Origin of the sequence: Marivirga sp., from assembly GCF_035704835.1 — a bacterium.
Taxonomy (GTDB): domain Bacteria; phylum Bacteroidota; class Bacteroidia; order Cytophagales; family Cyclobacteriaceae; genus Marivirga.
In genome coordinates this window covers 1-23,062 of record NZ_DASSWQ010000084.1, presented here as the reverse complement: position 1 = coordinate 23,062, position 23,062 = coordinate 1, and the positions used below count along the sequence as shown (strand labels likewise).

At 34.6% G+C, this 23,062-nt stretch carries 14 protein-coding genes and 1 tRNA gene; 2 read left to right on the top strand and 13 right to left on the bottom strand.

The features are described from left to right. Nucleotides 1-571 precede the first annotated feature (571 nt). From VFM92_RS14825 to VFM92_RS14780, 10 genes are all read right to left on the bottom strand, one after another. Complete coding sequence (locus VFM92_RS14825; RefSeq protein WP_325123012.1) at nt 572-1,255, bottom strand: CPBP family intramembrane glutamic endopeptidase; 684 nt, start codon at nt 1,253-1,255, stop codon at nt 572-574. A gap of 230 nt (nt 1,256-1,485) precedes the next feature. Then, nucleotides 1,486-1,923 (bottom strand): SRPBCC family protein, encoded by a 438-nt coding sequence (locus tag VFM92_RS14820; protein WP_325123011.1) that lies wholly within the window; start codon nt 1,921-1,923, stop codon nt 1,486-1,488. Between the two features lie 77 nt (nt 1,924-2,000). After that, nucleotides 2,001-2,663 (bottom strand): Crp/Fnr family transcriptional regulator, encoded by a 663-nt coding sequence (locus tag VFM92_RS14815; RefSeq protein ID WP_325123010.1) that lies wholly within the window; start codon nt 2,661-2,663, stop codon nt 2,001-2,003. Between the two features lie 207 nt (nt 2,664-2,870). Next, nucleotides 2,871-3,431, bottom strand: a complete 561-nt coding sequence (locus VFM92_RS14810; protein WP_325123009.1) for an AraC family transcriptional regulator — start codon at nt 3,429-3,431, stop codon at nt 2,871-2,873. A 238-nt stretch (nt 3,432-3,669) separates the two neighbouring features. Continuing rightward, nucleotides 3,670-3,746: transfer RNA gene (locus VFM92_RS14805), tRNA-Ile, on the bottom strand. A 93-nt stretch (nt 3,747-3,839) separates the two neighbouring features. After that, nucleotides 3,840-4,718 (bottom strand): sterol desaturase family protein, encoded by an 879-nt coding sequence (locus VFM92_RS14800; protein ID WP_325123008.1) that lies wholly within the window; start codon nt 4,716-4,718, stop codon nt 3,840-3,842. Between the two features lie 144 nt (nt 4,719-4,862). Then, nucleotides 4,863-6,437 (bottom strand): acyl-CoA carboxylase subunit beta, encoded by a 1,575-nt coding sequence (locus tag VFM92_RS14795; protein ID WP_325123007.1) that lies wholly within the window; start codon nt 6,435-6,437, stop codon nt 4,863-4,865. A gap of 153 nt (nt 6,438-6,590) precedes the next feature. Continuing rightward, nucleotides 6,591-8,903: an OmpA family protein gene (locus VFM92_RS14790; protein WP_325123006.1), complete on the bottom strand. Its 2,313-nt coding sequence runs from the start codon at nt 8,901-8,903 to the stop codon at nt 6,591-6,593. Nucleotides 8,904-9,066: 163 nt separating this feature from the next. Next, the gene (locus VFM92_RS14785) at nt 9,067-10,311 is read right to left on the bottom strand and encodes a M48 family metallopeptidase (RefSeq protein WP_325123005.1); all 1,245 of its coding nucleotides are present in this window, start codon (nt 10,309-10,311) and stop codon (nt 9,067-9,069) included. An 8-nt stretch (nt 10,312-10,319) separates the two neighbouring features. Further along, entirely contained in the window at nt 10,320-11,363 is a 1,044-nt protein-coding gene (locus tag VFM92_RS14780) for a type IX secretion system membrane protein PorP/SprF (RefSeq protein WP_325123004.1), read from the bottom strand. 256 nt (nt 11,364-11,619) lie between these two features. Here VFM92_RS14780 and VFM92_RS14775 point away from each other — a divergent pair, with 256 nt between their 5' ends. Then, entirely contained in the window at nt 11,620-16,776 is a 5,157-nt protein-coding gene (locus tag VFM92_RS14775; protein ID WP_325123003.1) for a PKD domain-containing protein, read from the top strand. A 10-nt stretch (nt 16,777-16,786) separates the two neighbouring features. Here VFM92_RS14775 and VFM92_RS14770 read toward each other — a convergent pair whose 3' ends face one another. Together VFM92_RS14770 and VFM92_RS14765 are read right to left on the bottom strand one after the other, a co-directional pair. Further along, the gene (locus VFM92_RS14770; RefSeq protein ID WP_325123002.1) at nt 16,787-17,209 is read right to left on the bottom strand and encodes a thioesterase family protein; all 423 of its coding nucleotides are present in this window, start codon (nt 17,207-17,209) and stop codon (nt 16,787-16,789) included. Then, nucleotides 17,196-20,024, bottom strand: coding sequence for a triple tyrosine motif-containing protein (locus tag VFM92_RS14765; RefSeq protein WP_325123001.1), 2,829 nt, complete (start codon nt 20,022-20,024; stop codon nt 17,196-17,198). Before VFM92_RS14765 ends, VFM92_RS14770 begins: the two co-directional genes overlap by 14 nt. 231 nt (nt 20,025-20,255) lie before the next feature. On the opposite strand from VFM92_RS14765, the gene clpB reads away from it, so the two are divergent. Then, nucleotides 20,256-22,880 carry an ATP-dependent chaperone ClpB gene (gene clpB / locus VFM92_RS14760; protein WP_325123000.1) on the top strand — a complete coding sequence of 875 codons (2,625 nt, stop codon included), beginning with the start codon at nt 20,256-20,258 and terminating at the stop codon, nt 22,878-22,880. 77 nt (nt 22,881-22,957) lie between these two features. On the opposite strand, the gene VFM92_RS14755 is transcribed toward clpB, so the two are convergent. Further along, nucleotides 22,958-23,056: an IS3 family transposase gene (locus tag VFM92_RS14755; RefSeq protein ID WP_414675557.1), complete on the bottom strand. Its 99-nt coding sequence runs from the start codon at nt 23,054-23,056 to the stop codon at nt 22,958-22,960. Between the last annotated feature and the right edge of the window lie 6 nt (nt 23,057-23,062).

The following is a 23,062-nucleotide window of genomic DNA, read 5'->3' as shown; positions in this document are numbered from 1 at the left end:
CGTTTGATTCTGAAGTGCTCACTTTCTTAATTATCTTGATGCTATTTTAACAACTGTATAGTACTTCATGTTAAATACAAAAATTCATTAATTCTAGCTGATCAATTTTTTAATTATCCATATTGCGAGAGCAATGAGCACTACTACTATTATAACCCCGACCCATATTCCAGCTTCAAAAATGCCTCCAATTATTTCACAGCTACTTAAAGTGAATGATAGGATAAGAAATAGGACGATTTGATAAGGTTGTATTTTTTTCATTGTTAAAAAGTTAGGTTCTATGAAATTGATTTTATTCAATTTTAAAAAGTATGAAAATAAAATAGCCCGTATAGTCCAATCATTATTTATTGATTTTAAGCTAGTTATCCATCTTTAGTCTTACGAGTTTGTTTGGTATTAGTTATTTCTAATTCCTTATGGTTGTAAAATAGAATCTTCAGGATTCCATTTTTCGATAAAAAAATTTATTCAACTACATTATTTACTTAAGAAAAGTTTTTTCCGTCTATTTCACTGCATTTCTTATGTTTTACTGATGATTATTTCAAAGTCTTAGGTAAAGTATTTATAGACTCTTAAAAATAAATGAAATTGAATTGATTAACGCATGCAATCCTATCGCCCAGGTTAAGCCATTTTTCAATCTCAAATAGCCAAAGGCAAACCCAAATAAGATTTGTGGAAGAATTAAAAATGGAAATAGAATGATTTGTATTCCGTCTAAAGGAACAAAATTTAGTAGGTGTAATAGTCCAAATAAAAAGGAGGAAAAAATGTAGTATTGGAAAAGACTGGATTTAATGTTGCTAACAATTTTCTCACTAAAAAGAAAGGTGATTAAGGAAGAAACCCCTAAAGCTGCCAATAATTTATAAAGTGTTAAGGTGTCTAGCTCTGAGTAAAAATTACTTACCGTCACAATTGAAAATATAAAATAGCAGAGGACAAATATTGAAACCCATACCTTTAACTTATTTGGTTTTAAAAATAATCTAAACCCTATTTCTTCCACAACTGGTGCGAGTAAAACAACTAAAATCCAGTTTTTTACTGCTGTATTATAACTGTTATTAGATTGATTAAACTCACTACCTGACAGCCAACTAATGATATCCCAAATTATTACTGAAATGAACATTGCAGCCAAACAGAATAAAAAAGCATCTCCCAATAACTTAAATTTTTGCCTATTATTTAGCTCGAAAAATTCGTTACTTCTGATTTCTTCGACTATAAATCTAAATTTCATCTGATTATATTTAATTTTCAAAGGTAAGTTGGATTCTCACAGCATTTCCCTATGTGACACAGTAATTCCTGTTCGATTTCATCAAATAAAATTAAAAATTTTTGTTATAAACCAACAGACTTGGCATTCACTTCATCCAGGTCATCTTTTAAAATTTTCAAAGCAGTATTTAGAAATCCTTTTACATTTTTAAGTACTAATATTTTTATGATGTCTCGAGCCAAAAAATTTTAAGGGACTATTTTGTAGTTCCACTCAATTTTAGTTTTTCCGTTCCCTAAATCTGTAAATACCCAATCGCCTTCAATTCTTTTTGCCAAAAAACGTAGTTTCGAAGTAAAATTATCACTTTCATAAGAAAATGAAGTGTGAGGCACTACTGTTAATAATTTTTCACGGGCAGTTGTGCCATCTTCAAAATAAACTGTTCTTGTAAGCCCCGGCTTGATCCATTTTTCCTTTTCATCAGTATTGACAATTGCAGGTAAATTTTTATACCCTTTGAAAATGTGCGACAAATCAACAGGAACTATGTAATTAAAGGCGCTCTCCACAGTGGCATCAATTGTAATGTTGACCTTTACATGACGATAATTTTTAGCCTTCTGCGCAAAAGCAATGCCTGTCAAGCTAAATATCAATGTTAATGTGATCCAAATGCTAGTCATCCTGTTATATTTTTAAGTTCAGCCATAAATTTCGAGACTTAAGAACTTTAAATATTTGCCATTTGGCGAAAAGCAAATTAGATATTGCGCCTTATCCAACTTAAGGAAGATTGGGTAACTAAGTAGGTTGCCCTCATAGAAAGCGGAATTCTATTGGCCAATTGAGTAAACCTTTCAAGGAGATTGAGATACTTCTCTTTTGCACTTCCCCCAATCATCGGGCTAATCCATTGTACTTTCTCGACCAATGATTTTTCAGTAATCTTACCTATAATATTATCCCAACCGATAATAGTTAAAGACAAATCTTTTAAGGCATCCGCTGAAAAAACAGTTAGAGTACAATCTGTCACTGCTTGAATGTACTCTGTTGATGGCAATTTTGATGTATAACTATTCAAATCTACTGCAAAGTTATTTTCATCAATAAAATATTTGGTTATTTCCAATCCCTCATGATTGTAATAGGTAACTCTCAGAATCCCGTTTGTAACAAAAGCAACTTGTTTAGCTACTTTACCCGCTTCTGAAAAGTATTTGCCTGTTGTTAATATCAATTTTTTTGCTTTACTTTTTACTAGAACAATTTGTACTTGACTGAGCTGTCCATATTGAAGTAAATAATTGATGAGCGCTTTCATTTTGGCAAGTTGTAAATAGTATTTGATTAAAAATTTGTCATTTGGCAATTTTTGAATAATGAAAGATAAATTTATTTTTTTACCATAAGTTAGTGACATGTATGGATATTAAGTAAGGGTTTTAGAGTATGGGAATGAGTGTGATTACTTTGTATTTATGATATGATGGTTTAGGTGGTAAAATGAAAAGAAACAGATCTAATTAACCCATCAGTATGGTACTTAAGGATAATGGGAAAATTATTTATGATCATCTATGATGAATGCTGAAGTGCCTAAAATTCTGAAAATTTGATGTTAATTAGCTTACATATTTTGAATTGTAACTCTTCTTTTTTCTTTCAATTGCTTGAAGTGAGAAGGTGTTAAACCAGTAGCTTTTTTAAATTGGGTTGATAAGTGGGCAACGCTGCTATAATGTAATTTATAGGCAATTTCTGAAAAAGTATCTTCTCCAAAAATTATTAATTCTTTAATCCGTTCGATTTTTAATGAAATGATGAATTGTTCTAGAGTAGTGGCCTGAACTTCTGCAAAAAAGTTAGCTAGGTAGTTGTATGATAGATTTAATTCTTCGCTAAGCAATACAGAGAACTTGAGATTAGGTTTTTTATCAGATTTGTAAACATAATCAATTGCTACTTGCCTAATTTTCTCAATTAAAACACCTTGCTTTTTTTCTAATAGTTCCAATCCTGCTTTTCTGATTAGGTTATTTAGTGCTGTTTTATCAGTATCAGAAACATCCATACCAGTTTTTATTTCACCCAGCTCAACTGTTGCTGGCAAAATTTTAAGTTCTTCTAAAGCATCTTTAACAAAAATTTTACAGCTTTCACAGACCATATTTTTGACGTATATTATCATTTATTATTATTCTTTGGTCGAATATTTCATTGCGAAAAGTTAGTTGATACTCTTTTGTCAATTAGTACAAGTACGTCAACGTATCTATAATGTAATTAGTCTGAAAATTATACAAAATTAAATGATTTGGTGTTAATTTGGGGAAAGATTTCTTATAAGGATTACGAGGCTATTCCATGTAATTAATTAAAACCCATCGAAACGAAAAAAGCCTCAGAAGCAATTCTGAGGCTTTAACTGGTGGGCCCACCTGGGCTCGAACCAGGGACCACTTGATTATGAGTCAAGTGCTCTAACCAACTGAGCTATAGGCCCTAAAAAACGTAGTCTTTTGACTAGCTGTTTTTCGGATTGCAATGTTACGGAATTGCACGTAATTGCGCAATATTAAATGAAGGAAATACTAAATTATTTTGATTTTTCTTTCTTTGGTGTCAATCCGTATACCAGTTGGTCTTTTAGTTTTGAAGGGAATTTATCCATATCATCAAACCCTAATTTTTCATCTCTACCATCTCGTGGAATATAATGAGTACCAAATAAATAATCCCAGATGCTTAAGGATATCCCAAAATTAACGCCCGTTTTAGTAGGTATATACTTTGCATGATGCCATATATGCATTTGAGGATTATTAAAAATATATTTAAAAGGTCCCAGCGGCACTTTAATATTTGAATGATTGAAATGACCGATTGCTAAGGCAAACAAATGAACCAACAAAAATTCTTGAATTCCAAAACCAATCATGGCTAAAGGTAAATATTCTATAGTTCTATAAACTATGGTTTCCATCCAGTGGAATCGTAAATGAGCTGCAAAGCCCATTTGCTCAACAGAATGATGCACTTTATGGAATTCCCATAAAGCAGGAACTCTATGTAATAATCGATGCACATTCCAGTGAATGAAATCTCTTAAGATAAACAATGTCAAAAGCTGCGCCCAGACTGGCCATGTGTTGATTTCTATTGCAACCAAGTTCGTTACGCCAAATAATCCTAAAAAGTCATTAAAAAGCTGAACAAATACATTCGAAAAGGCATAATAACCCACTAATGAAAAAAGGAAGAAGTTGAAAAACATGTAGAAAGCATCCAGCCAGAAATCTTTTCGGATTTTAGGTTGGTCTTTTCTCCATGGTCTGATCAGTTCTAGTGCATAAAAGAATAGAGATATACCAATTAACCAATATAAATAATTGCCCCAATGAAAATTTAAAACTTCATTACTCACATAGCGAGCGTAGTCTTTAAATGAGGTTATAAATATATCTAGGTATTCCATTTTGCTAATTTAAGAACATTAACAAAGATGAGGCTAAAGCTGTTCAAAAAGCTGTAACCAAAGTTACATAGAGAATCGATTCATATGAGTTCGACATAAAAAATAGCTTCAATAGAAAAAGCCTCCAATTGGAGGCTTTTAAATTTATAATGGAATATTTCCGTGTTTTTTCTTTGGTAGTTTATCTACTTTGTTTTCCAACATCGAAAAAGCTCTAATCAACTTCTTTCTGGTATCAGAAGGTAAAATCACTTCATCTATATAGCCTCTGTGAGCTGCTCTGTATGGGTTGGCAAATTTCTCAGTATATTCTTCTACTTTTTCAGCTAGTTTAGCCTCTTTATCATCTGCTTCTGCTATTTCCTTCCGGAAAATAATTTCTGCAGCGCCCTTGGCACCCATTACTGCGATTTCTGCCGTTGGCCATGCGTAGTTCATGTCTGCACCAATATGTTTAGAATTCATTACATCATAAGCTCCACCATAAGCTTTTCGGGTAATTACCGTCACCCTCGGAACTGTTGCTTCACTGAAGGCATATAATAATTTCGCTCCGTTAGAAATGATGCCATTCCATTCCTGGTCTGTACCCGGTAGGAAGCCTGGAACATCTTCAAAAACTAATAGCGGAATATTAAAACTATCGCAGAAACGAACGAAACGTGCTGCTTTTTTGCTAGCGTCATTATCTAAAACTCCTGCTAGAGAAGCAGGTTGGTTACCTACAATTCCAATGCTCCTCCCTGCTAAATGAGCAAATCCAACCACTATATTTTCTGCATAATTTTTATGTACTTCGAAAAAGCTATTATCATCTACAGTTCCTTCGATAACCTCTCGCATATCATACGGCTGATTGGGATTATCAGGAATGATTTCGTTTAAGGAGTTTCTGCTTTCATCTTCTTTCAATTCATAAGGAACAGAAGGAACCGGATCTTCACAGTTTTGAGGAACGTAGCTCAACAGCCTCTTAATATTATTGATACATTCCAATTCATTAGCGCATGAGAAATGCGTTACACCACTTTTAGTGCTGTGGGTGCTGGCTCCACCTAATTCTTCAGAAGTTACATTTTCTTGTGTTACGGTTTTTACTACGTTAGGACCTGTTACAAACATATAACTTGTATTTTCCACCATCATGATAAAGTCTGTCATGGCAGGGGAATAAACTGCTCCACCAGCACAAGGTCCCATGATAGCAGATAATTGAGGAATTACTCCTGAAGCTCTCACATTGCGATAAAAAATATCAGCATAACCGCCTAATGAAACTACGCCTTCTTGAATTCTGGCACCACCTGAATCGTTTAAGCCAATTAATGGGGCGCCATTTTTCATCGCCATATCCATGATTTTAACAATTTTCTCAGCGTGAGTTTCTGAGAGAGATCCTCCGAAAACTGTAAAATCCTGACTGAAAACATAAGTCAATCTTCCTGATATGGTTCCATATCCTGTTACTACTCCATCTCCAGGATAATGCTGTTGATCTAATCCGAAATCCTTACATCGATGCATCACGAATTTGCCTATTTCTTCAAATGAACCTTCGTCCATTAATAAATCAATTCTTTCGCGAGCAGTAAGTTTACCTTTTTCGTGTTGGGATGCAATTCGTTCCGCACCACCACCAAGCAATGCTTCTGCATTTTTCTCAGCTAAGAGTTCGTTTTTTCCTTTATTAGTTGGTTTTGTATAAACAGGTTTCTTCATAACTTTTTTCCTATAGTATAATCGAATTATAATCTTTCAAAGATAGGATAGCTTAAATGAAAAACGAATTTTTTATGCTCAAACTGTGAATTTCAAACATATAAAAAGGCCATTCTTTTACGAATGGCCTGAACTAAATTTGGTTAAGCTAGATTATCGATCAACTTTATTTAAATCTACAATCTGAACTTCAACTCTTCTATTTTCAGCTGCGTTTTGTGTATCTGCTCTGGTGGAACCATAGCCTTTTGCAATAATTCTTCTTCTTACAACGCCTTTGTAGTTAAAGAAATTCACAACTTCTATCGCCCGTTTATTGGATAGTTTTCTGTTAAAATCAGGGTCACCTTCCGCTGAGGCATAACCTGATATTTGAATACCGAGCTCTTCATGTTCTTGAATTTTATCATAAATTTCCTGAAGTTGAGCCTTGTATTTCTCCTCAAATTCAGCTTCACCTACACCAAAATAAATCTTGTAAACTGGCTCCAATAATGATTTGTCGTAAGTTGCTTTTGGCTTTTGAGCTTTTTCTTTTTTCTGCTTTTCTGCTTCTTCTGTAACATACATAGTCGGAAGTGAGTAAATAGTTTCTCCTTCAACCACTCTACTTTCTAAAGTAGTGGTGTCGCTTTCATCATAATAGTATGTTCTAGAAGCAATTTCCATTGCATCCTCATTTACTGTGAAATCTACATCATCAATTGGATTTACTGAATACATTAAATCCATCAAATAGTTGAAAGCAGCGGTATCTTCAGCAGCAATGATCGCGTCCATCATATCGTAAACATCTAAACTATCACTTTGCACCAACATGGCTTCATTTGCCTGGCGTGGTGAATATGTCCCATTTTGCTCGGTATCATAAAAAGCATTATTAACGGATACTTCTTGTCCAACCACTACATCAAACTGCTTTATCAATTTCAAATTGATTTTTTGATATAGTTCATAAAAATAGGTTTGATTGGGTACGTTAATATTTAGCGTGTACGGTAAATAACCTTCCGATTCAATTATCAAATCATAATTCTTACCTGGAGGTAGAATTATTAAGTAGTTTCCTGTATTTGGGTCAGGATCGTATACATAATCTACCTTAGTGTTGTTCTCATTATCAATCAATTTGATTTTTGTCGGCACAGGTTGTTCATCTTCTCCGGCTGTGATTTTGCCTTTAAGCATGGTCAAAGGAATATTAGAATACTTTTCAGGCATGTCAAAAAAGTAAATGTCCTGACCTCCATAACCACCTGGTCTGTCAGAGGAAAAATATCCTTTACTTCCATCCGCAGAAAGCGTAAAATAATTATCATTTAATGGTGTGTTAATAGGATACCCCATATTTTCAGGGCTAGTCCAATTGCCACCAATTAGGTTAGTTTTAAATATATCTCTACCACCCATCGATTTATTTCCATTGGAAGTGAAATATAAAGTTTTCATATCGGGGTGAATAAAAGGAGCATCTTCATCATATTTTGAGTTCACTTCTTTACCAAGATTTTCAATATCCCCCCAAGTTCCATTTGCTTGCTTTGTAGCTACCCATATATCCATTCCTCCAAATCCGCCAGGTCGGTTACTTGCGAAATATATCTTTTTGCTATCGGGAGTGATGGATGCAGTACTTTCTAAATCCCTTGAGTTTAGTCCTTCCAAAACGGCAGGTTGGCTCCAGCCCTCACTCTCTTTCTTCATCATGAATAAATTACCTTTATCTGCAGAACCTATGAAAACTAACATTTGCTGTCCATCTGGTGAAATACCCGCTGTTCCAACGTTTTCACTAGTATTTATCGCAATTTTATTTGGTTGACCCCAATCTCCTGATTTTTTGAACGTAATGTAAATTTCTTCCGAAGATTGTCCAGTTCTTTGATCAGGTCTCAATGAGGTAAATGCCATGACTGACTGGTCAGCAGAAACAACAGGATTATATTCTGTAAACTCTGTATTGATAGGAGGTGCCATTCTTTGGATGTTAATATCTTTCTGTTGGCTTAGTAAACGTTTAGCATTTTCACTTTTCATCATCTCCAATTCCACTTCTGCTCTTAATTTGCTATCAGAAGCACTTAGTGATTTCATGTATTTGTCATAATATTTTGAGGCTTTTTCCAGCTGCAAATTTTTATGAAAGGCTTGCGCCATATAATAATTTACTTCTTTGGGTAGTTCGGAGATGGCATTTGCATTTTCAATTTTTTCGAAAATAGCGGAAGCTTTTAGTTGTTCTGTGGCGCTAGGCATTTTTAAATAGGACACGCCTAACATATAATTTACATAAGGCTCATTAGCTCCAAGTTTAACGGCTTCTTCTAATGATTTTTTAGCATCTTCATAATTTTGAATTTTAAAAAGATTTTCTCCTCTGTAAATTAAGTTATCTATTTTATCCTGCTGCCCCAAAACCAATGTTGAAACGGTAAATAAGAATAAAAAAACAATTGATTTTTTCATGGTATTCTGAATTTAAAATTTAATTCCACTAAGAATTTCAATAAAGTATTTCAATATAGTGAATTTATATTTTTTGTTATAGTTTAAGAAATGTAATCATTTATAGTGGTTTTGGTATTATTATGCCATAAAGATAAATTTTTTCTTTAATAAAATATAATCCCTACTTATGCTTATCGATAGCTTTTAACCGCTGCAATAAAGGCGGATGTGAGTAATGAAAGAATACGTAAAGTTTATGAGGTTTTAAATTACTCAAACTATCAATAGAAAGCTTTTTAAGCGCATTTTGTAATGCTTCTCCTTTGTAAGTAATGGCTGCAAATTCATCAGCTTGAAATTCATGTTTTCGACTAATGTAATTGGAATACAAGGATAAAAATAGACTTATTGGCGTATAAATAATTCCAAATGCAATGAAGTTTACTGGGAAACTTAGGTGCTCAGCTCCTAAAGCTTGGCTAAGTGCAGGATTGAAAATCATAAAAGACATGATAAACAACATTGCGCCAGTTTGAATTACACCAGTAATCATTCCAATTATGGTATGCTTCTTTTTGTTATGTCCAACTTCATGTGCTAATATCGAGACTAATTCTTCATCTGTGTGTTTTTCTAGCAATGTATCAAACAAAACGATTTTTTTTCGTTTTCCAAAGCCCGAGAAAAAGGCATTCGCTTTTGATGAACGTTTAGAACCATCCATGACGTAAATATTTTCAATTGGAAACTTAACAGATTTCCCATATTCAAAGATTTTTTCTCTCAAGCTTCCATCTTCAAGAGGAACTAACTTATTAAATAAGGGCAAAATCCAGCTGGTATAGAAGAAATTAGCACCTATCATAAATACAACAATGACAAGCCAAAATATCCACCAAAACGATTGACCTATCCAAGTAATTAGAAAGACCAAAACGCTTAATAAAATACCTCCCACTATTGCGGTTAGTAAATAGTTCTTTAGTTTATCTTTCCAAAAAAGTGAAGGAGTCATTTTATTGAAACCAAATTTTTCTTCTATATGAAAAGTAGAATACCATTGCCACGGAATATTCCAAATGTCATTTAAAATGTAGATGATACCAAAAAAGGCTAATGTTTGAGAAATAACAGAATCGAACTGACTTCTTACAAAAGCATCCAGATCTCCTAAAACACCAAATAATAACACAAGAAGCATTATCAGGAAACTTGAGAAGCCGCTCCATAGGCCAAATTTCGTATTCACTCTTTGGTACTGAATCGCTCTTTGATATTTTTCTTCATCAAAATAATCTTTTAAATCTAAAGGAAGTTTTGAATTAGCTTTTTTTAAATTCAATAAGTCTATTATCGTATTTAATGCATAGTCTAAAACCACTACCAATATAATGATAGTAAAAAATTGATCTGCTGGTATTAACATGAAAAGTATTAAAATTTAGGACAAGGTATTCTCAATTTGTCGGCTGGAGGCCTTCTTGGATCAGTTAAGGAAAGCACATAAGTAATTGAAATCTCGTGAGCTCCACCACTTCTGATGCCTAGGTCAGATAGCGTGTAATCAAAACTATAACCCACTGAAAGTTTTTCATAAGAATAGCCCAATAAAAGCACAAGTGACTCAGATGCAGAAAAACCATTGGGAGACTGAAAAGGAATTCCTCTATACCATAATCCAACTACCATTGGCTCAAGTGTACTGTAAATCCCTAAATCCAATTGCTGGAAACCGCCTTGCATTTTGTATTGTGCAGTTGGGGTAATGCTTCTTTCATCTCCATTTCTATTATATCCTTTTCTGTAACCAGTATTTAAAGGGATTTTGTAGCCAGCATGAAATGAGTGCTTCATAGGTAAAATACTTTCCTCGCCTAAAACCGATTGATTGGGCTGGTTTAAGTGGAAAACAGAATATCCAAACCAGAAATTCTCTGAATATAAAACTCCTCCAAAAGATAAATCTAAGAATGTTTTACCAGGGCCTGTTGGTGTTTCTCCTGATGGGTTTTGAAAAGTTTGTGTTTCGGGATCCCACTGGTCACCAAATGTTAAATTACTGAAATTTAAACTTCTGTTGTATACACCCACCTGAACACCAGGTCGGAAAGTTAATTTATCACTTAGTCGTAATTGATAAGCATATTGGGCGCCAACTGATGTAGACCGTAATCCTGCAAGACCTTCCTCGTCTCTTGAAATAATTAATCCAACGCCACTCTGTATTCTATCAAAATAATGATCGAAATAGGCAGAATACGTAACAAAATTTGCATTAATACTTGGCCATTGGTTCCTATAATTGATTCCGAACCTACTCATCTGAGTATTTCCTGCAAAAGCTGGATTTAAATATAGTGGTGCCGCATAGAATTGTGAAAATTGAGGATCTTGCGCCTTCAAGTCTTGAACACTAATGAAAGTAATACTTAAGATTACCCAAACCCGAATCGTTTTTCCTTTTAGTATATTATACACAACACAAATTGAATTCAAAATTTATCGAAAGATATAAAATTTGTCATAAAGAGATGTATTCCTAATAAAAATTTTATCTAATTCTTTTAAAAATCTGAAAAAGAGGAAATTGTTCCTTAGTTTATCTATTTTATTTTTAAATTTCGATTTAAATTACAACAACGTTAATATTCCTTACTTCATATATTTTCATATAAAGAAAATTTATTTTATCGATTTGACGTTAAGCATTGTAAGGTAGACAACACCCATTTGTATGAATAATAAAGTAATTAATCTCCTTCTAATAATTCTGACCACTTCATTTACCCAACTGAATGCTCAGGATTTTTCTGAATCCTTCTGGTTTTTTGGAAATAACAATAGTGCAATTCAATTTGATAGGAATGAAGAGCGTATAGCACTCTTAATAGAAAGTCAAAACCCAGCTTTTGGAAATAATGGTGCTGCAGTAGCGGTGAATGCCGTAGATGGTCAATTGTTATTTTATACCGATGGAGAGATAATTTATGGAAAAAACCATCAGCCATTACCAGGTGGAGGTATTGCAATAGGAGGAAATAACGAATTGCGAAATCCCGTTGCTATTGTGCCATCCAATAATGCAGACGATAATATTTATTATATTTATCTAAATAATAACGGTCAGCTTCAAATGTTGAGTGTAGATATGGCTTTGGGAGAATTCGGGGAGGTAACTTCATCCGCAGCCAATACCAACACTAGCTTTAATAATCTTTCAGATTATATTAATGCTTACCGATTCGGGGATAATTTTTTCCTAATATTTCAAAATGAAAACAGTCTGCGATTAGTTCAAGTAGAAAATGATGGTAGCTTGACAGCAATAAGTAATCACGAATTTTCCATTGAATATTCAGTTAATAATCTTTCATTTCAAAACAGTGAAAGTGATACATTAACAATGGCAATGAGTTCGCAGAATGTAAATGGTAGTCCTAAAAACCTTATTCTTCTTGACTTAAATGTGTTAGATGTTAATAACCCAGTTTTTCAAAATGAAAATGTGTTAGCGAATACGGGGTCAGTTGATCAACTTATTACAGATGTAGAATGGTCCGCAGGAGGAAATAATTTGTATTACACCAAAAATAATACGGTTTCTGGAGAGGCTCGTTTAATTCAACTGAACTTAGACAGTGCAACATCAGAGAATATTCTGGATAGGTCAATTTCAAACTTAAAAGCGCTCCAAAATGGACCTGATGGAAGTATGTATTTCCTTTACAATAATGGAACAGAGGATTTCTTGAGTCGCATACTGCAATCAGATTCCATAGCAGATTCTGTATCAGTAGACTGGAATTTATTCGATGGACAGTCTTTTACTGAATCAAATAATTTTCCAAATATTGCACCACCAGCCTTGATCGAGGCAGAAATAGATTTTGATTGGTACTCTTCCGAATTAAATCAGTCCATCTGTCAAAATAATCCGATTTCATTTTTCCCTGATTTCAGTGATTTAGAAGATGTAACATCAGTTAGTTGGGATTTCGGAAATGGAGATATTTCAACTGCAATAAGCCCGAATTATATTTATGAAGAACCTGGTGCGTATCCGGTTGTTCTAAGAGTAAATTCTGGTGGAAACGTATTCACGTTCTCTAGAAATGTAGATGTTGAAGAATTTGGTTCAGAAGTGCAATTGCAAGATACAACCGTATGTCAATTGCCTTTAGAAAATTATGGACCAACACTAGGAGATGGCGAGGAGCCTGACGAAGTGGTTTGGATTAATCCAGACCCAGAGAAATTCACCGATAACGGAGACGGAACGGCTACCTTTTTAGAATCTGGTGTTTATACCGCTGCTGTTACAGTCGGAACTTGTACGGTTACGGCAAGTTTTGAATTAACACTTTTTGAGGAGGAGAAACAAAAGTCTAATTTCTGGTATTTTGGAGATGGAGCAGGTATTGATTTCAATAATCCAGACGGTCCTGTGGCGGTAACTGATGGGAATATTGAAGCAGAAGAAGGTTGTGCCACCGTTTCTGACGATAATGGTGATTTACTTTTCTACACCAATGGGGATGTGGTTTGGGATTCAGAGCACGAAGTAATGGCAAACGGAACTGATTTGGGTGGCGACCCTGCTGCCTCGCAAGGTGTAATTGCTGTAGCCCATGCTGGTGATCCATCGCTTTATTACCTTTTTCTCAATGAAGATGTTAGCTCCGATTCCAATGCTTTTTCCTATGCAATAATTGATATGAAATTGAATGAGGGATTAGGAGATGTGGTCCTAAAAAACAGAAAGCTTTATACTAAGAGTACGGAGAAGGTAGCGGCTCAAGGAGTTGAAAATACTAATGTATTAACACATGAATTAGGAAGTAATAGCTATAGACTTTATCCTGTAAATATTGATGGAATAAATGCACCGGAATATATTTCACAAGGCAGCGACTATCTTACTAATTCTTCCGCTATTGGTTATTTGAAATATGCAGCTGGTGGGGATAAGGTGGCTCAGGCTTATAACTCAGGAGGTCAATTTATTGATTTCTTAAGAAGAGATAGTTTGGAAAATTGGGAAGAGGCTCTGATTGATGTAAATTTTGGAGGAATAGTTTATGGAATTGAATTCTCCCCAAATAGTAATTTATTGTATGCAACAATCAATAATGGTCAAAATTCATTATTGCTACAAATTCCAGTAGATGATGATTACACTATAGAAGAAATTGAAAACCCTGATAGCGTTACAGTTGCCGAATTAGATTTTGAAGCTGGAGCAATCCAAACAGGACCGAATGGTCAGATATATATTGCAGCTAATAATAGTAGTGAAATATATTCGATTGGAACTCCTGATCTACGATATGTACCTGAAGATGCGGAACTATTAGCCAGCACATTGCAACCTTTTGATTTGGCAGGTCGAACTAGCAGACTTGGATTGCCTAATTTTGTTCAAAACTTATCTACTCCTCAGCAGGAACCATCCATTAATGTAATTGCTAACTGTACTTCAGAACCTGTGATTTTAGAAGGTAATGGTAAAACAAGCTTCGATCAGTTTAGCTGGACGATAATTTCATTAGCCGATAACTCCAGTGTATATACCTCTAGTAGCCAAACAGACACGCTAGACATTGAATTGGAGCCAGGAGCCTATGAAGCATCTTTAAGAATAACTAATGAATGTGGTTATGATGAACTTTTGGTTCAAAATTTTGAGCTATTTGCAAGTCCTGATGTGAGCAATGTTTTAAGTGAGCGATCATTCTGTGGTAGTTCATTAACATTAGGAGAAGATATAGTAGATGAACCTGGTCATACCTATTTATGGAATACAGGCGATACCACTCAAACTATTGATGTGGAAGAAATTGGCAACTACAGTGTAACCATCACTAGTGAGTCGGGTTGCGTTTCTGTTGCTGAAATTTTTGTAGGACCTCCATATCTCGCTGATTTAGGAGGAGACAGATCAGTATGTCAAGAGGAAACGCTAAGGTTAGAGGCTAGCGGAAATGCTACTAATTATCGTTGGTTTGTGGATGATGTATTGCAGACAGATGCTACAGGACAAAATTTCAATGTAAATACCAGTCAAGTAGGAACATTCTTAATAAGGGTGGAAATTCCTTCTCCCGCTGACACAACTTGCTACGCAGAAGATGAAATTGAAGTAATAGTAAATGAAAATCCAGTCATTTCTGTCGATAATACGGTTAATCCAGCTTGTGGAGTTTCTGATGGTGAAATCGAAATTTCAGCAAATGGTGGTTCTGGAGATTTTAGTATTATTTGGACAGGTCCAACTGCCGTAGCTGATGATTTAACAGAAGCAAGCGGTCTTGAAGCTGGAACTTACAATGTCACCATTACGGACAACCTGACAAATTGTAGTGCAACTGAGACAGTGGTTTTAAGCAATCCCGAGTTTACGGTTGAGGCTGTGCAAAGATTAGCTGATTGCACTCCTGATAATCAATCTATTGAAGTGACACTAACCGCATCTGCAGGAACACTAACAAATGACTTTCAATGGAGAATTATTAATCAATCTGGAACGGAGGAAGACAATGGCATTGCATCAGTAAATCCTTTTGATGTAACAGGTTTGAGTGAAGGAACTTACAGCATAGAAGTAATTGACGACAGTGGCAACGGATGTTTAGGTGTAGCTGATTTCACACTAAATTTACCAGATTCCGTTAATTTCAATCCAGATGATGTGGTTTATGGTTGTGGAGCAACTTATGATTTAGAGACTTATTTGAACGGATTTAACAATAATGCAACATATACCATTGTGCCAGATCCGCAAGATAGTAGTGCTGTTCCTGCTGGGACTTACGAAGTAACGGCTGATGAACCTGGCTTATGTTCTTCAACAGCAACTATAGAAGTGCAGCTTAGTCCACAAGCCGATATCCTTGCTATTGAACCTGCCACAAATTGTGATGGAGGGACGGATTTGACAGCTATTTTAGATGGTCAAAATCCTGCTGATTTCAACTTTAACTGGAGTAACGGAGCGCAAGGACAGACGATTACCGTGACTCAGGCAGGAACTTATGAAGTTACGGTTACGCCAATTGGAAATGTTACTTGTGGGAATTCAATGGAAGAAATTGTTGAAGAAGACGAAATTTATGCAGCATTAGAGGCCACTTTAAATTCAGAAGTAAATTGCGAAGACGGTACGATTCTATTAATTGCCACTATCAGTGGTGGTCTTGGTGATCCTCAATTTTCTTTAATAAACAATGGTGGCGTGAATGTTACTCCAGTTAATACTGAAAATGGAGTGGTTGAATGGATTATTAACGAATCTAGCCGATATACCTTAACTGTTAATGATGATAGCAATTGCGAACCTGTAGTTATTAATAGAGAATTAACTGTTCAGGAAATTTTTGAGCCACAAATTCAAGATACTTATTTTATTTGTACTACGGGTTTAGAAACTGAAAGAAGTGTAACCTTGGATCCAGGTTCGTTTGGTAGTTACTCATGGACTTTGCCTGACGGCAGTACCTCTACCAACAGAGTTGTAGTGGCTAATCAGCCAGGAGAATATAGCGTTCTACTTAGAGCTGCAGGTTGTGAGTACAATATTTCTACCACCGTATTAGAGGACTGTCAGCCTAAAGTGTTTGCACCAGATGCCATCAGACCGAATAGTGCAATTGCTCAAAACCGAGCATTTAGAGTTTTTGCAAACGAATACGTGGCAGATTTTCAAATCATTATTTTCAATCGTTGGGGTACTATTGTTTTTGAATCTGGGGATAAAAATTTTGAATGGGATGCAACTGATTTAAATGGAGTTGAAGTGCCACAAGGTTTATACGCATACATCATTAATTTCCGAAGTGATGATGTAAATTCAAGAATTTACGAACAAAGAGGAGGGGTAAATGTAGTCAGGTAATAATATCTGACTACTGCACTTTCTTTAAAAAGGACTTAGGCATTTGCGCAATCTTTCGTTTTTCGTAATCGAAGAATATAATTCCAGTTTTGCCTAAAGCAGCAAGAGTACCATCTGATTTGTTGAAACGGTAAATAAAATCACATCCGTATTTGTTAAAATCTTTTAAGCCGACTTCAATTGTTAAATCTTCGAAGGCAAATACCTCAGCTTTGTAGGTTATGGCAGCGTCAGTCTGAATATTTCCAAGCCCATCAAAATCCATTTCATCTTTGTAACCCAAAGATTTTATAAATTGTACTCTGGCATCATGCATAAAGGAAAAAATTCTATCATTTCCCACATGTCCGCCATAATTTAAATCAGTTATTCTAGTGGTTATTTTTGCTTTAAATAAATAATTATCTGGCTCATCTATTTTAATTCGGCTCATTTTTTCTCTTTAATTGATTCTTTCTTAATTCAGATATTAAATTCTTTGCTCTGGCAGTGTTGAAAATGACTAGTAGTTTTGAAATCCCTTTTTCAATAGGGGAGATGGATAATGCTAAAACTACATTTATAATAAAAGTATAGACTGGAGAATCATCAACATATCCGGCTAAGTTATTTTCAGCGATTGTGGCCAAAAATTCTAAGAATAGAATTAAAGTGAGAAAAGTAAAAGTTTTAGTAAGATATGAACTCTGATTAGTAGTATTTAGGCGAATTGAAATCAATATTAATATACTAAAAAATATAATTTCTAATAGATAAAACCACCAAGTTCGCCAATAAGGAGGTAAAATTTTGAAATCTAAATTAAAAGAAGTGGTTTCATTATCGAGTATGGTTCTTGCTTTCACTTGTAATTTATAATCGCCTGTAGGGATGTAGGGAAAATCTATTTCTCTGCTTTTCGACCACGATGACCAATCATCCATCAAGCCTTTAACATAATATTGATAAATCACATCTTCTTTAAATAAATATTCAGGTGTACTCAAGATAATTTTCAGGTTATTTTGCCCATGATTTAGTTTTATAAGATCATTATTTTTTAACCATTTATGATCCACTTTTACCCCATCAATAAAAGTCATTGGGGTATCATAATCTTTTAATAAACTAGATTTCCATTGTACTATACGTTCATTAGTAGTGAAGAAAATTGTGGAATCATTTAATACGTTAATATTTTTGATGGGGGGTACAATGTGTAGCCATTTTTTAGCTTGATTAGATAATTCACCATTTAAAGTACTCCATTCATTCTGAGAAGAAAGTATCCAAACTTCTTCGTTTTGATCCTTTAAAAAATAATTAAGCGGATTCTGAAATAATGAATCTATTTTAAACTCATTGGAATTTGTGCTAACAGATAAAATAGCTTCCGAACTTAAAAGTTTTATCTCGCCCTCATTTGTGAAAACCGCCATTTCCTCAGAATAATTATTGATGATATTCAGTTTTCGAATGGTTTTCAAGGAGCTATTATTTATCTCAAATATCTCTAGCAGATTTGCACCAACAGCAATTAGCTGATTTTGGAATATTAAAAGGTCGTGATAAGCATGGGTCGAATGTTGCTTAGGATTGTAGTTTTCGGATAGCAAATCAAAACTGAATAAACCCTGTTCATTAGTGACCCATAGGGTGGTTGAAACAGATGAGTAAAGAAGTTTTTTTACCATTCTTAGGTTGGTGATTTTATTTGCTTTTCCTGCTTTTATCAGAAATACGCCAGTATTGCTTCTTGCGATTAAACCATGTTCAGTTGAAATTAGTGATTCAACATGCTGGTCGAGCTGTTCTATTCTTTGATATTCAAAGTCTATAGATTTTAATCTGCTGACATTTATTGTTTTTACAACCGACCGATATTTAAGAGGTGATGTAGCGTTTTTATTTTTCTTTTTGTCTACGTTTTGAATTGAATCTTTTAGTTCCTGTTCCTTCTCGTCCAATTTATTTCTCAATTCTTTAAATCGTATTCCCTTTTCCCGATAAATGGATCTGTATTTTTTCAATTCATTTTTTATGAACTCTTCTTCTTTCGAATCATTGCCGAAACTGAATAAATCCCCAAAAATATTCCCGGTTTCATCATCACCCTCAGCAGAAATGCTTTCTGGATTTGATATTTTTACTTTTTGGATTAACTTTTTTTGAAGTGTTTCATAGTCTTTCACCTCTTTCAAATAAAATAATCCCTCGGTAGTGCCCACCCAAAATGTATCTTTTCTTACTAAAGTGACTTCTGGTAGACCTTCCAAGCCCGGATAGAACTGAAAATCGGACAAAGGAATATTCAAAGAAGCGCGTGATATTCCATAAGGATGCGCTAGCCATAATCCGTTTTGAAAGTCCATGGTAAGAGCAGTTACTTCATTCGTAGGAAGGCCATTGTAATTCTGAATGGTTGAAATAATTTTTCCGGTGCTTTCTTCAGCTAAAACTACTCCACCACTTAAGGTCGAAATGATGATTTTTTGATCAAGAAATTTTCCTGATATCGGATAGTTTTCTTTAAAATATTGATTGAGTTCGCTAGAATAAGGCTCGAAATCCTTTCCATTAAATGAGTAAAAATCGCCATTATCGTAAGCGAAGTATAAATTATTGTTTCCTTTGACGGAGAATAAAAAATCAGTGTTGTCTGGCGCAAATAGGTTTAAATCCACCCATACTCCATCAATGTTTTCTAGAAGAAAATTACCAGCAAAGGCATAAAGCTTACTATTAAAAACGAAAATATCTTTATAACCAAGTTTCGATTCGTAAGTATTAATTTTATTGAAATCTTGGTCTAGCACGGTAATCAAATCATTGGCTAGCAAATAGTATTTTCCTTTATTGTAAATTAAATCCGCGACTACAGAGTTGATGGGGATAGCATGAAGAAGTTCAAACTTTAGTTTATTAAAGTTGTCTTCACTCATTTTATATATCCCATCTTTAGCCAAAAGATATTTTTGATTATTTATATTTAAGAATTTGATTGGACTACTATTAATTTCAATTTTTAACCATGAATTGCCATCAAACTGTAGAATTCCTTTTTTATAGGCAGCTAATAATCTTCCTTGGTTATCTATTGTAAGGTCATTGAAGATATAATCTTGTGGAGGAAGAGGGACTTCATAATGATGTAGTGGGACATCTCCTTTTTGAGACATTACAATTTGACTGCTCAATAATAGTAAAAACAGGAGAATAAAGTGTTTCATCAATACAAATGAAGTTTTATAATCTGTAAAGATATTCAAATAATTCAATTTTATGATTTTACAGCCATTTTGGTTTTAGTAATAATATACTGCGATGTATTTGATATATGCATTTTCTGACATATTTAAATTCACTAAATAATCTGAATCGTGCCAAAAAGTCTTGAAAAGATTAAACTTTAACTTAAAATAAGTCATAAAGGCAGTACTGGTAGAATGGTAAATTAATTGCTAAGCATTAAGTGTTTTAACAACCAAATCATAAAGGAAATGAACTTAAACGAATATACTATAAAGGCACAGGAGGCTATTCAAAAAGCAGCTGAAATTGCATTGGCCAATGGTCAACAAGCGATTGAAACTGGCCATATATTAAAAGCTATTCAGCAGACGGACGAGAATGTGCTATCTTTTGTGAATAAAAAATTGAATGTTAATAAAGCATTTTTAGATACTAAATTAAGTGAGATAGTCGAAAGCTATCCAAAAGTGAGTGGTGCACAGCCTTATCTTTCAAATGATGCCCATAAAGCGTTAACAGAAGCTAAGAAATTCTTGAAAGACTTCAAGGATGATTATGTGGCTATTGAACATTTGATTTTAGGGATTTTAAAAGCAGGGGATAAAACAGCAACACTTTTAAAAGATGCAGGATTCTCTGAAAAAGATTTAATCAAAGCAATCAAAGAATTAAGAGGAGGAGATACAGTTAAAGACCAAAATGCAGAATCAAAATATAGGTCTTTAGAGCGCTATTCTATTAATCTGAATGAACAAGCAAAAGCTGGAAAAATTGACCCTGTTATTGGTAGAGATGAAGAAATTCGTAGGGTACTTCAAATTCTTTCTCGAAGGACCAAGAATAATCCGATTTTGTTGGGTGAACCAGGTGTAGGAAAAACGGCAATAGTGGAAGGTATGGCGCAAAGAATTGTAGATGGTGATGTTCCTGAAAACTTGAAAGAAAAGATATTAATTTCCTTAGACATGGGACTTTTGGTCGCTGGTGCCAAATACAAAGGTGAATTTGAGGAAAGGTTAAAAGCGGTTATCAAAGAAGTAACCGATTCAGACGGACAAATCATTTTATTTATTGATGAGATTCATACGTTAATAGGTGCTGGCGGAGGTGAAGGCGCTATGGATGCTGCAAATCTTCTAAAACCTGCATTGGCAAGAGGTGAATTGCATGCAATTGGAGCCACAACACTGAAAGAATATCAAAAATATGTGGAAAAAGATAAAGCCTTAGAAAGAAGATTCCAGTCAGTAAATGTGGATGAACCTTCGCAAGAAGATGCTATTTCAATTCTTCGTGGAATTAAAGATAAATATGAAGTCCATCATGGCGTAAGGATTAAAGATGATGCTGTAATTGCCGCAGTAGAGCTTTCAAGTCGATACATTTCTGACCGATTTTTACCAGATAAGGCCATTGATTTAATGGATGAGGCTGCTTCTAAAATGCGAATTGAAATTGACTCATTACCAGAAGAGCTGGATGAATTTAATCGTAAAATTATGCAACTGGAGATAGAGCGAGAGGCCATGCGTAGAGAAAAGAATAAGGATAAGGAAGCTGTTGTAAATCGTGAGCTGGCCGACTTGGAAGAAAAGCGTAAGGATTTACGAGCCAAATGGGAAAGTGAAAAGGAAGTAATTCAGGGGATTCAAAAGCAAAAAGAGCATATTGATAAATTGAAATTGGAAGCTGAGCAAGCCGAGCGTTCTGGTGATTTTGGAAGAGTTGCTGAAATTAGATACGGGAAATTAACCGAAGCGGAAGCTAAGCTGAATGAGTTTCAGACTAAGATGACGGAAATGCAAAATTCTAGCCATACGCTTCTGAGAGAAGAAGTTGGTTCGGAGGAAATTGCAGATGTGGTAGCACGTTGGACCGGTATTCCCGTTACTAAAATGCTGCAAAGTGATAGAGAAAAATTATTGCATCTAGAAGAACAATTAGGGAAAAGAGTAGCTGGTCAGAAAGAAGCGATAGTTGCTTTATCTGATGCGGTAAGGAGAAGTAGAGCTGGTTTACAAGACCCACGAAAACCAATTGGTTCTTTCATATTTATGGGAACCACTGGCGTTGGTAAAACGGAATTAGCCAAAGCGCTTGCGGAATATCTATTTAACGATGATAATGCCATGGTCCGAATTGATATGTCAGAATATCAGGAGAGACATGCAGTCAGCCGTTTGGTGGGAGCGCCTCCGGGCTATGTTGGATATGATGAGGGTGGTCAGCTTACGGAAGCTGTTCGAAGAAAGCCTTATTCAGTTATACTATTGGATGAAATCGAAAAAGCCCACCCTGACACTTTTAATATTTTATTACAAGTTTTAGATGAGGGTAGATTAACTGACAACAAAGGAAGGTTAGCTAATTTTAAAAATACCATTATTATTATGACCACTAATATTGGTTCTGCACTGATTCAAGAACGACTTAGTCCGGAGAACTACAGGGGCGATGAATGGAAAAAAGATCAGATTTTAACGGAGACTAAAAACGAAGTATTCGAATTGCTTAAAAAGTCGGTGAAGCCAGAGTTTTTGAATAGGATAGATGAAACGATTATGTTTGAACCACTGAATGAGCAAATTTTAAGACAGATTGTAAATATTCAATGGAAAGAAGTTCAGAAACGATTGAAAGAAAACGGTATCCAAATTGATGCAACTCAAGATGTGCTTGATTATTTAGGTAAAATAGGATATGATCCGCAATTTGGAGCCAGACCTTTGAAAAGAGTTATGCAGAGGACTATACTTAACGAACTATCAAAGCAAATTCTCAGTGGAGAAATTAGTAATGATAGTACGGTACTGATTGAAATGGAGAATGAGGAAATTATTTTTAGAAATGTCGAAAACGTAGAAATTAAATAATCTTCTTTGATAAAAACTAGAAAACCGTGGGAGCTATACGTTCTGATCTGACCCCAAAAAGTTGGACGGATTAAAAATTAATTTATTTGTGAATGAGTTCTGTATTTCACAGGACTCATTCCTTTTAGTTTACTTTTTATTCGATAATTGTTGTAATAGTCGATATAGGCTGTCACTTCCTT

Coding starts and splice junctions, on each gene's coding strand:
- VFM92_RS14825 (WP_325123012.1), bottom strand. CDS start 1,255: ATGAAATTTAGATTTATAGTCGAAGAAATCAGAAGTAACGAATTTTTC.
- VFM92_RS14820 (WP_325123011.1), bottom strand. CDS start 1,923: ATGACTAGCATTTGGATCACATTAACATTGATATTTAGCTTGACAGGC.
- VFM92_RS14815 (WP_325123010.1), bottom strand. CDS start 2,663: ATGTCACTAACTTATGGTAAAAAAATAAATTTATCTTTCATTATTCAA.
- VFM92_RS14810 (WP_325123009.1), bottom strand. CDS start 3,431: ATGATAATATACGTCAAAAATATGGTCTGTGAAAGCTGTAAAATTTTT.
- VFM92_RS14800 (WP_325123008.1), bottom strand. CDS start 4,718: ATGGAATACCTAGATATATTTATAACCTCATTTAAAGACTACGCTCGC.
- VFM92_RS14795 (WP_325123007.1), bottom strand. CDS start 6,437: ATGAAGAAACCTGTTTATACAAAACCAACTAATAAAGGAAAAAACGAA.
- VFM92_RS14790 (WP_325123006.1), bottom strand. CDS start 8,903: ATGAAAAAATCAATTGTTTTTTTATTCTTATTTACCGTTTCAACATTG.
- VFM92_RS14785 (WP_325123005.1), bottom strand. CDS start 10,311: ATGTTAATACCAGCAGATCAATTTTTTACTATCATTATATTGGTAGTG.
- VFM92_RS14775 (WP_325123003.1), top strand. CDS start 11,620: ATGAATAATAAAGTAATTAATCTCCTTCTAATAATTCTGACCACTTCA.
- VFM92_RS14770 (WP_325123002.1), bottom strand. CDS start 17,209: ATGAGCCGAATTAAAATAGATGAGCCAGATAATTATTTATTTAAAGCA.
- clpB (WP_325123000.1), top strand. CDS start 20,256: ATGAACTTAAACGAATATACTATAAAGGCACAGGAGGCTATTCAAAAA.